This is a genomic window from Microvirga yunnanensis, from assembly GCF_025460875.1.
On sequence record NZ_JAMXFI010000055.1, the window covers coordinates 43670 to 52653 of the forward strand.

An 8984-nucleotide genomic window follows, 5' to 3' on the forward strand; every position below is an offset into this window, starting at 1 on the left:
AATGTTCGACCCGTTCGACGCGCTGCTGCTGGCGCGCTTCCAGTTCGCCTTCACCGTTTCCTTCCACTTCATTTTTCCCTCCTTCTCCATCGGGCTGGCGAGCTACCTCGCCGTGCTGGAGGGGCTGTGGCTGTGGACCGGGCGCGAGGTCTACCTCAATCTGTTCAAGTACTGGCTCAAGATCTTCGCCCTCGCCTTTGCCATGGGCGTGGTGTCGGGCATCGTCATGTCCTATCAGTTCGGCACCAACTGGTCAGTGTTCTCCGACAAGGCCGGGCCTGTCATCGGTCCGCTCATGGCCTATGAGGTCATGACCGCCTTCTTCCTGGAGGCGGGCTTCCTCGGCATCATGCTGTTCGGCATGGGTCGCGTTGGCCGAAAGCTGCACTTCGCTGCGACACTTGCGGTCGCCATCGGCACGTTTATCTCCGCGTTCTGGATTCTCTCCGCCAATTCCTGGATGCAGACGCCCGTCGGCTACGGCATCAACGAGGCCGGCCAGTTCGTGCCGCAGGATTGGTGGGCGATCGTCTTCAACCCATCCTTTCCCTACCGCCTCGTTCACACGGTGCTCGCCGCCTACCTCACGACGGCCCTCGTGGTCGGCGGCGTCGGCGCCTGGCATCTCTTGCGCGAGCGCACCAACAAGGGCGCCCGGGTGATGTTCTCGATGGCGATGGGCATGGTGGCGTTGGTCGCTCCGCTTCAGATCCTCGTGGGCGACATGCATGGCCTCAACACCCTCGAGCATCAGCCCGCCAAGGTCATGGCGATGGAAGGTCACTTCGAGAGCCACCCGGACGGCGCTCCCCTGATCCTGTTCGGCATTCCCGACCAGGAGGCCGGCACGGTCCGCAACGCCATCCAGATCCCGAAGGCCTCGTCGCTGATCCTCAAGCACGACCTGAACGCGCCTCTGAATGGCCTCGACACGGTCGACCGTGCCAACTGGCCCTATGTGCCCGTGGTGTTCTGGTCGTTCCGCATCATGGTGGGTCTCGGCTTCGCGATGCTGGGCCTGGGAGCGCTCAGCCTCCTGGCCCGGTGGCGCGGCAAGCTCTACGAGTGGCGCCCGCTGCACGGGCTGGCGTTGGCCATGGGTCCCGCGGGCTTCGTCGCCGTGATCGCCGGCTGGGTGACGACGGAAGTGGGTCGGCAGCCCTTCACCGTCTACGGCCTGCTCAAGACGGCGGCGTCGGCTTCGCCGCTGGAGGCCCCTGCGGTGGCCGCCTCGCTGCTGACCTTCATCATCGTCTACTTCATCGTGTTCGGGGCGGGCACCGGCTACATCCTCAAGCTCATGGGCAAGCCGCCGCATCCGGGCGAGACCGGACCCGAGGCCGGCCCGAACCATCCCATCCGCACCGCCGGCATCACCCCGGCTCCGGCAGTCAACCCCGCCCGCACCCTCGGCGCGGAGGCCTGAGCCATGCTTCCCGTCCTCGATCTCCCCACCCTCTGGGCCTTCGTCATCGCATTCGCGGTCTTCGCCTATGTGGTGATGGACGGATTCGATCTCGGCATCGGCATTCTCTTCCCGTTCTTCGCCCCCGGGCCGGAGCGGGACAGCGCCATGAATTCGGTCGCGCCGGTCTGGGACGGCAACGAGACCTGGCTCGTGCTCGGCGGCGGCGGCCTGATGGCGGCCTTCCCGCTGGCCTACGCCATCATCCTGCCGGCCCTTTATGCCCCGATCATTGCCATGGTGCTGGCGCTGATCTTCCGCGGCGTCGCCTTCGAGTTCCGATGGCGCGATCCCGGTCACCGCCGCTACTGGGACTTCGCCTTCACCACGGGCTCGGTCGTGGCGACGCTGGCGCAGGGCATCACGCTCGGTGCCCTGCTCCAAGGAATCGCGGTTGAGGGACGCTCCTATGCCGGCGGCTGGTGGGACTGGCTCACGCCGTTCAGCCTGCTGGTCGGCGTCAGCCTCGTCATCGGCTATGCCCTGCTCGGCGCGACCTGGCTCATCATGAAGACCGAGGGCATGGTCCAGATCCACAGCTACCGCCTCGCCGGCAAGCTCGCCATCGGGCTGATCGCGTGCATCGGGCTCGTCAGCGCGGCAACGCCGTTCCTGAGCGGGGCCTACTACGAACGCTGGTTCGCTTGGCCGCAGGTCCTGGTCACCGCCCAGGTGCCGCTCCTGGTCGGCCTCTGCTCAGGGGTGCTGCTGGTGAGTCTGGTGCGGCGCTGGGAGTACTGGCCGTTCCTCTTGACCCTAGGGTTATTCGCCCTTTGCCTGCTTGGGCTGGGCATCAGCATGTTCCCGCATGTCGTGCCGAACGCCGTCACCATCCATCAGGCGGCGGCGCCCGAGGCGAGCCTGAAGTTCATGCTGGTCGGCGCCAGCGTGCTGATTCCGATCATTCTGGCCTATACGGGCTATTCGTATTGGGTGTTCCGCGGCAAGACCGGACACGAGGGGTATCACTGATGATCAACGATCTCGAACAAGGTTCCGCCGTGAGCCGCTGGCTGTGGTTCGTCGGGCTCTGGGCCGCGGGCGTGGGCGTGACGGGAGCCGTCAGCCTCGCCATCAGGTTCTGGCTGGCCTGACGCCCTATGCAGGACCCATCACGACCCAAGCGGACGCGATCGGCGCGCCTCCGGTCCCCGCCAGTCGTCCCGGCGACCTTCTTCGGCATGGTCCTCGGCCTCGGCGGGCTCGGCAACGGCTGGCGCGCCGCCGCCAGGGTCTGGGGCGCTCCCGCGATCGTCGGCGAGGCGCTGTCCCTCGCGGCGGCCGTGGTCTGGCTCGTCTGGATGGCGCTCTACGTCCTGAAGTGGGCAACCTCCCGGGAGGAGGCGCTCGCCGAGTTCCGGCATCCGATCCAGGCCTTCTTCATCGCACTGGTGCCCGTGGCGACCCTCATCGCCAGCATCGCGGTCGCCCCGTACCTGCCAGCCGTGGCGTCGACCATGTTCGCGCTCGGCATCGCGAGCCAGGTCGCGTTCAGCGCCTGGGTGGTTGGCGCGCTGTGGCAGGGCGGACGCCACACGGACGCGACCACGCCGACCCTGTACATGCCCACGGTCGGTGGATGCTTCGTCAGCGCCATCGCCTGCGGCGCTTTCGGCTATCCCGAAGCCGGCCTGCTCTTCTTCGGGGCGGGGTTCCTGTCCATGGTCGTGCTCGAATCGATCGTGCTGCACCGCCTGATGACCCATGCCCTGCCTGTGGGCCTACGGGCAACGATGGGGCTCCACCTCGCAACTCCGGCGGTCGGATCCGTGGCATACCTTGCCGTGACCGAGGGGCCGCCGGACCGCTTTGTCCAGATGCTGTTCGGGTACGCGCTGCTCCAGGCGCTGGTCATGCTGCGCCTCGTGCCGTGGCTTCGCCAGCAGCCATTCTCACCCGCGGCTTGGGCCTATACCTTCGGCGTCTCCGCCCTGCCGCTCGCGGCCCTGCGCTTCGTCGAGCGGGGCCAGGCGGGGCCGATCGCCTTCCTGGCCATTCCGCTCTTCATCGGCGCCAACCTGGTCATCGGCTCGATCGCGCTGAGGACCGTACGACTCACCGTCACGGGAAAGCTTCTGCCCCGGCATTGAACTCGACGAACCCGAAGTGTCGGACGCTGAATGAGGAAAGTCCGGTGTGGGTCAGGAACCGAGATTCCGTGTGTTTTCGGAACGTCCGGCTCGATGAGGATTGCTGCTTTCGAGCTTAGAGGTGATTCCACACCAGTGGAAACAGCTCTCGTGGACGATCCTGCCGCCGCCGGGCTCCGGGCCCCCCCTCTCCTGCTGGACGCTCCGCGAAATTCCTGCCACGCTGACGCTTCCGGCTCCGGCCCGGACCCAACGAGAGCGCCGCCATCGCCTCAGGCGGAGCCGCCAGTGGAGAACAGCCTCATGATTCAAAACCGTGTCCTTGTCCCCGCCTCGATCATCCTTGCAGCCCTATCTACGCCCGCCCTGGCCGCTTCTCTACGCTACGCCAACCAAGGCGATCTGAAATCCCTAGACCCCTATACGCTCAACGAGACCACCACCAACGCCCATCTCGGGCATGTCTACGAGGGTCTGACGCGGCGCGGGAAAGACCTCGCTGTTCAACCGAGCCTCGCCGAGCGCTGGGAGATCAGCGATGACGGACTGACCTGGCGCTTCTTCCTGCGCAAGGGGGTCAAGTTCCACAACGGCAACGATTTCAATGCGGACGATGTGATCTTCTCGGCCGCCCGAGTGCGCGCGCAGGGCTCGAACTTCACGACGCGCGTGCCGACCAATGCCGAGTTCGTGAAGGTCGACGACTATACCGTCGACGTGAAGCTCAAGTCCCCGAACCCGATCCTGAACTCCCAGTGGGACACCTGGTACATCATGGACAAGGAATGGGCGGAGGCCAACAACGCCACCGCTCCGACGCCGGCAGCCGCCACGACGCCGAGTTTCGCGGCGCTGAACGCCAACGGCACGGGTCCGTTCAGGATCGAGAGCCATCAGGCTGGCGTGAAGACGGTCTTCAAGCCCAACCCGGCCTGGTGGGACAAGCCTGAGCACAACCTTGATGAGATCGTCTTTACGCCGATCGCAAGTGACGCCACCCGGGTCGCCGCGCTCCTGTCGGGCGAGGTTGACGTGATCGAACCGGTCCCGGTGCAGGATATCGCGCGCGTCAATTCCTCTCCCAATGCCCAGGTGCTCACAGGGCCCGAGCTCCGGACGATCTTTCTCAACATGGACTCGGCCCGTGACGAGCTTCTGTTCTCGAACGTGAAGGGCAAAAACCCGTTCAAGGACGTGCGCGTTCGGGAGGCTTTCTTCAAGGCAATCGACATCAATCTCATCCGTGACCGCGTCATGCGGGGACTATCGACTCCCTCCGCCCTGATGATCGCGCCGGAGCTCTTCGTCTACGCAAAGGATTTTGAGCGCCCGAAGTATGATCTCGACGGAGCCAAGAAGCTTCTCGCCGACGCTGGCTACCCGAACGGCTTCGAAGTCGGAATGGACTGCCCAAACGACCGCTATGTGAACGACGAGGCGATCTGTCAGGCCGTTGTCAGCATGCTGGCGCGGGCCGGCGTGAAAGTGAACCTGACGGCGCAGCCGAAGGCCCTCTATTTCGGGAAAGCCGGCAAGTCGGGAGGCTACACCACATCATTCTCGCTGCTCGGATGGACCCCCGGCACCTTCGACAGCCACAATGTTCTCTATGATGTCATGGGCTGCCGCGACGTTCCCGGATCGAGCCGGGGCGAAACCAATTACGGCGGGTACTGCAACAAGGACCTTGATGCTCTGACCGACCAGATCCTGGTCGAAACAGACCCGGGGACGCGCAACCAACTGATCAAAAAGGCATTTGAAATAGCCACCAAAGACTACGGCCATATCCCGCTGCACCAGCAGGCGCTCGCGTGGGGCGTGTCGAAGAAGGTCAAGCTCGTCCAGCGAGCCGACAACCAGCTCCTGTTCTACTGGGCGAAGAAGGACTAGGGAGCCGCGGATAGTGGTGCTGCCGCCCCATGTCAGCGCGGCGGGCTGGCACATGCGAGTGCCTTCATGAACATGCAGCCGTCCTTGGCCAATCCTGGGTCTGGGACGGTCCTTTCCGTCGTACGGCGAACGTTTTGTCGGGACCTTTGTGAATTCCCTCGTCCCGGCGCTCGTCTGGTTTGTCGAACGGGCTCTGAACCGGAGCCATACCGATCAGCTTGAAGGATTGCTGAATTGGCCGCGAGCGCTCTGGCGCAGACCTGAGATCGGAGCGCTGTCCATCTCCGCGACAAAAGTCTGGTATGGGTTAGGCAGTGACGACCCCCTGCCCTCCGGGAACGTCCGATGTTCCTGTCCAAAGCAGAAGTTCAGCGCCGCCCGGAAGGTAAAGCTGCCATTCCGCTGGACGGCTTTGTCATCGTAAGGTCAGCCAGCCGTGGCCGGAGCAAGCGACCGCTCCGAACTCATGGGAGCATGGGCGGGCGGACCATCCTGCGGTGGCGCGCGTCGCAGGGTGATGCGGGTCAGTTCGGACGAGCGCCCGAGCCGGAGCGCGAAGCCGGGCCACAACGCCGTGCCGTTGTTGACGTAGAGCGTCATGCCGCCGACCTGGTATCGGCCCGAGACGAAGCCGTTGTTGGCGCGCGCGACCAGCCGGTCCAATCCTGGGATCATGCCACCGTGAGTATGCCCGGACAGTTGCAGTGCCACACCGCGTGCGCTCGCCTGCGCGGCGTTCCTCGGCTGGTGGTCAAGCAGGATGATCGGCACGTCGGACGGCGCGCCCGCAAGCGCGGCCGACAGGTCCGGTGCCTGATGGAAGGATCGAGGCGCCGACAGGTCGGTGACCCCGGCAAGGACGAGCGATCCGCCATCACGGTGAAGGACGACATGATCGTTGGCGAGCGCCTGCATTCCCAAGCTGGTGTATTGGAGCATCCACTCCTCGTAGCCGAAGAAGTACTCGTGGTTGCCGGGGATCACCCAGACCCCGTCCTTCGCACGCAGGTCGCGCAGCGGTTCCACGTCGGCACGCCGCGCGCCGAAGGAGCCGTCGATCAAATCGCCAGTGACGACAATCAGGTCAACCCCGAGCGCATTGGACTGCTTGACCACCGCTTGGGTCCACTCCCTGGGAAACAGGCGACTGATGTGCAGATCGGTCAGTTGCAGAAGCCTGTAGCCGTCGAACTGAGGCGGCAGGCCCGGGATGGCGATCTCGAGATCCTTGAGCGGGGGAACACGCGTCGCCTGATAGACGCCGACGGCCGAGAGAAGCATGGCCGCCGTCGCGGCCGTGTAGCGCACGCTGTCCGGTATGGCTCCGCCGCCCCGGACCAGCCGCGCGATCAACGCTGTCACATCGAGGGCGATCTGCATCCCCGCCAGGAGAACGATCGCGCCAAATGCCCAGTTGAACAGAAGCACCAGGACGCGCGGGAACTCGGGCGAGAAGACCGAACCGGACGAAAGGCGGCTCCAGAGATGGTATTGCGATGCCACGAGCACGGCGATGGCAAGGGCGATCTTGCCGCTGGGAGCCCAGGGAAGCGGCCCCACGAACCGCGCCAAGACATAGAGGGCGGGCAGTGCGAAAGTCAGATGGAACATAAATGCCCCTGGATCGAGGAGATCGTGACCAGAACGGTCGGTTGAAAGTCCGATGACCTAGAGCGGTCGACGGGGCCGGTACAGAGCCTGTCGCGCGGTCCCTAAAGGTCCGCTGCAGGATTGGGTCCTCGGTGCGGCGCTGTCACCTCACGATGTCGAGACCCGTTCCGAGCCACCTCTGCCTCAGGATTTCTGCGTCATCGCTCCTGAGCGCATCGAGACAGTGGCCGAGCTGCCCTGCCGGCTGCATGTGGATCATCCGGAACGGATCGAGCTCTGGACCGAGGCAGTAAGGGTACCCTGCTGATCATCGACGACGCCCTCCCCTGAAGAGAGCCCACCCTGGCGCGCTCACGGTGCGGGCTGACGCAATTTGCCGGAGCCGGGCAGGACCAAGCGCGAGCTGAAGGGAGCGTCTAGCTCCCTATTGGCCACCTGGGAGAAAACAGACCCCAGTGAAGGATTTCCTCATCGGCGTCGAGGCGCTCTCCATCCGGGTCGATCCGCGCGAACGGGTGGCGATTCCGCGCAGAGATGCAGAGGGTACAGCATCACGGCCAGGATCGCCGACCATGGCAGAATGAATGCGAGCGGCAGCACGATCCGGGCACAGGCGTAAACCAGCACAGCCACCAGCCCGATCCGAAGCGTGGTGTCAAACATGCTCGATGGCTCAAGCTCGGTGCCAAGGCTGGGTGTGTTCTGGTCCATCGATTTGTCCCCTCGCACCATCTCCACAGAGCAACCGCGCACCGTCGCGAACTCGTGCGCGATCGACATAGGGCCAGTCCGATCCGCGCAGGAGTGAGGTGCAGACCCGTGCCAAGGCTTGATCCTGCTAAACACAATGCGGAAGAGAATCTCAGCGCCTGCCGACGCGATTGACCGGGCCGCCACGGTTCATCGGCGTTCCGGGCCGCACGCCGACACCTGGGGCCCCGACACCCGGGGTTGCCACTGCCCGTGCGACCGGCCGCGGCCGCAACACGACGCCAGGTCGTACGACGCAACCGACAGGATAATTGACGTACTGGCAGTAAACCACCGCATGGGCCTCGTCGGCGCTTGCCATGATGAACCCTGTCATGAGCGCCGATACTGCTATCAAAAGCTTCATTTCTGCCTCCCTCCATCAGTCCCCGTTCAATCTCTCTGCGGCCGCGGATCGTGTCCCCGACGGCTTCCGGTGTGCTGACGGTTGGCCCAGGCACTACGGCGCCAGCCCTCTTTGAAGGCGCTCCACGGTCCGGACCGGGCCATCCTGCCCGCAATGCTCCAGCGCCCCGATCCTGATCGCCCGAGAGCCGCTCTGTCACATCCACCTGTGCCCTTCGGCGCTGGAAGGCTGATCCGAATGCCCAATGCGCCTGATCCCTCGCTCCAAATACGGTGACCTCTTGTCACCACATTCCGGCCACGCCACCCTTAATCGGGATCCGTTGCGGACCGTCCCCACTACTCGGCCGGTGCGGCGGGCGTGACGCCGGTGACCTGGGCGGATGGCTCCTCGCTGAGCCAGCGGTAGAGGATCCCGCCGATGGCCCCGCCGATCAGGGGCGCGACCCAGAACATCCAGAGCTGCGCCAGGGCCCAGCCGCCGGCGAACAGGGCCGGGCCGGTGCTGCGGGCGGGGTTCACGGACGTGTTGGTGATCGGGATGCCCACGAGATGGATCAGGGTGAGGCCGAGCCCGATGGCGATGGGGGCGAAGCCCACCGGCGCCTTGCCGTGGGTCGCCCCCATGATGATGAACAGGAACATCATGGTCAGCACCACCTCGGCGATGAAGCCCGAGATTATGCTGTACTGGCCGGGCGAATGGGCCCCATAGCCGTTGGCTGCGAAGCCCTTGGCGAGGTCGAACGTCGGGGAGCCGGTGGCGATGGCGTAGAGCGCCGCCGCCGCGACCACGGCGCCGATCACCT

General features: G+C 65.0%; 9 protein-coding genes. 5 read left to right on the top strand and 4 right to left on the bottom strand.

What is annotated here, in order from left to right; all coding sequences use genetic code 11:
* Nucleotide 1 precedes the first annotated feature (1 nt).
* From NF876_RS24115 to NF876_RS24135, 5 genes are all read left to right on the top strand, one after another.
* Nucleotides 2–1426, top strand: a complete 1425-nt coding sequence (locus tag NF876_RS24115; RefSeq protein ID WP_262270994.1) for a cytochrome ubiquinol oxidase subunit I — start codon at nucleotides 2–4, stop codon at nucleotides 1424–1426.
* Between the two features lie 3 nt (nucleotides 1427–1429).
* Nucleotides 1430–2437, top strand: coding sequence for a cytochrome d ubiquinol oxidase subunit II (gene cydB, locus NF876_RS24120; protein ID WP_262270995.1), 1008 nt, complete (start codon nucleotides 1430–1432; stop codon nucleotides 2435–2437).
* Nucleotides 2437–2559 (top strand): DUF2474 domain-containing protein, encoded by a 123-nt coding sequence (locus tag NF876_RS24125; RefSeq protein ID WP_262270996.1) that lies wholly within the window; start codon nucleotides 2437–2439, stop codon nucleotides 2557–2559. Before cydB ends, NF876_RS24125 begins: the two co-directional genes overlap by 1 nt.
* Nucleotides 2560–2565: 6 nt before the next feature.
* A complete protein-coding gene (gene tehA, locus NF876_RS24130) occupies nucleotides 2566–3555 on the top strand; it encodes a dicarboxylate transporter/tellurite-resistance protein TehA (protein ID WP_262270997.1) in 990 nt (329 codons plus the stop codon).
* A gap of 303 nt (nucleotides 3556–3858) precedes the next feature.
* A complete protein-coding gene (locus NF876_RS24135; RefSeq protein ID WP_262270998.1) occupies nucleotides 3859–5448 on the top strand; it encodes an ABC transporter substrate-binding protein in 1590 nt (529 codons plus the stop codon).
* Between the two features lie 426 nt (nucleotides 5449–5874).
* On the opposite strand, the gene NF876_RS24140 is transcribed toward NF876_RS24135, so the two are convergent.
* The 4 genes from NF876_RS24140 to NF876_RS24155 all read right to left on the bottom strand — a co-directional run.
* Entirely contained in the window at nucleotides 5875–7059 is a 1185-nt protein-coding gene (locus NF876_RS24140) for a metallophosphoesterase (RefSeq protein ID WP_262270999.1), read from the bottom strand.
* A 468-nt stretch (nucleotides 7060–7527) separates the two neighbouring features.
* The gene (locus tag NF876_RS24145) at nucleotides 7528–7839 is read right to left on the bottom strand and encodes a hypothetical protein (RefSeq protein ID WP_262271000.1); all 312 of its coding nucleotides are present in this window, start codon (nucleotides 7837–7839) and stop codon (nucleotides 7528–7530) included.
* Between the two features lie 82 nt (nucleotides 7840–7921).
* The gene (locus NF876_RS24150; RefSeq protein ID WP_373696712.1) at nucleotides 7922–8176 is read right to left on the bottom strand and encodes a hypothetical protein; all 255 of its coding nucleotides are present in this window, start codon (nucleotides 8174–8176) and stop codon (nucleotides 7922–7924) included.
* 338 nt (nucleotides 8177–8514) lie between these two features.
* A partial coding sequence (locus tag NF876_RS24155) for an aquaporin (RefSeq protein WP_262271001.1) occupies nucleotides 8515–8984 on the bottom strand: 470 nt, incomplete at its 5' end.

Coding starts and splice junctions, on each gene's coding strand:
- NF876_RS24125 (WP_262270996.1), top strand. CDS start 2,437: ATGATCAACGATCTCGAACAAGGTTCCGCCGTGAGCCGCTGGCTGTGG.
- NF876_RS24140 (WP_262270999.1), bottom strand. CDS start 7,059: ATGTTCCATCTGACTTTCGCACTGCCCGCCCTCTATGTCTTGGCGCGG.
- NF876_RS24115 (WP_262270994.1), top strand. CDS start 2: ATGTTCGACCCGTTCGACGCGCTGCTGCTGGCGCGCTTCCAGTTCGCC.
- NF876_RS24150 (WP_373696712.1), bottom strand. CDS start 8,176: ATGAAGCTTTTGATAGCAGTATCGGCGCTCATGACAGGGTTCATCATG.
- cydB (WP_262270995.1), top strand. CDS start 1,430: ATGCTTCCCGTCCTCGATCTCCCCACCCTCTGGGCCTTCGTCATCGCA.
- NF876_RS24135 (WP_262270998.1), top strand. CDS start 3,859: ATGATTCAAAACCGTGTCCTTGTCCCCGCCTCGATCATCCTTGCAGCC.
- NF876_RS24145 (WP_262271000.1), bottom strand. CDS start 7,839: ATGTCGATCGCGCACGAGTTCGCGACGGTGCGCGGTTGCTCTGTGGAG.
- tehA (WP_262270997.1), top strand. CDS start 2,566: ATGCAGGACCCATCACGACCCAAGCGGACGCGATCGGCGCGCCTCCGG.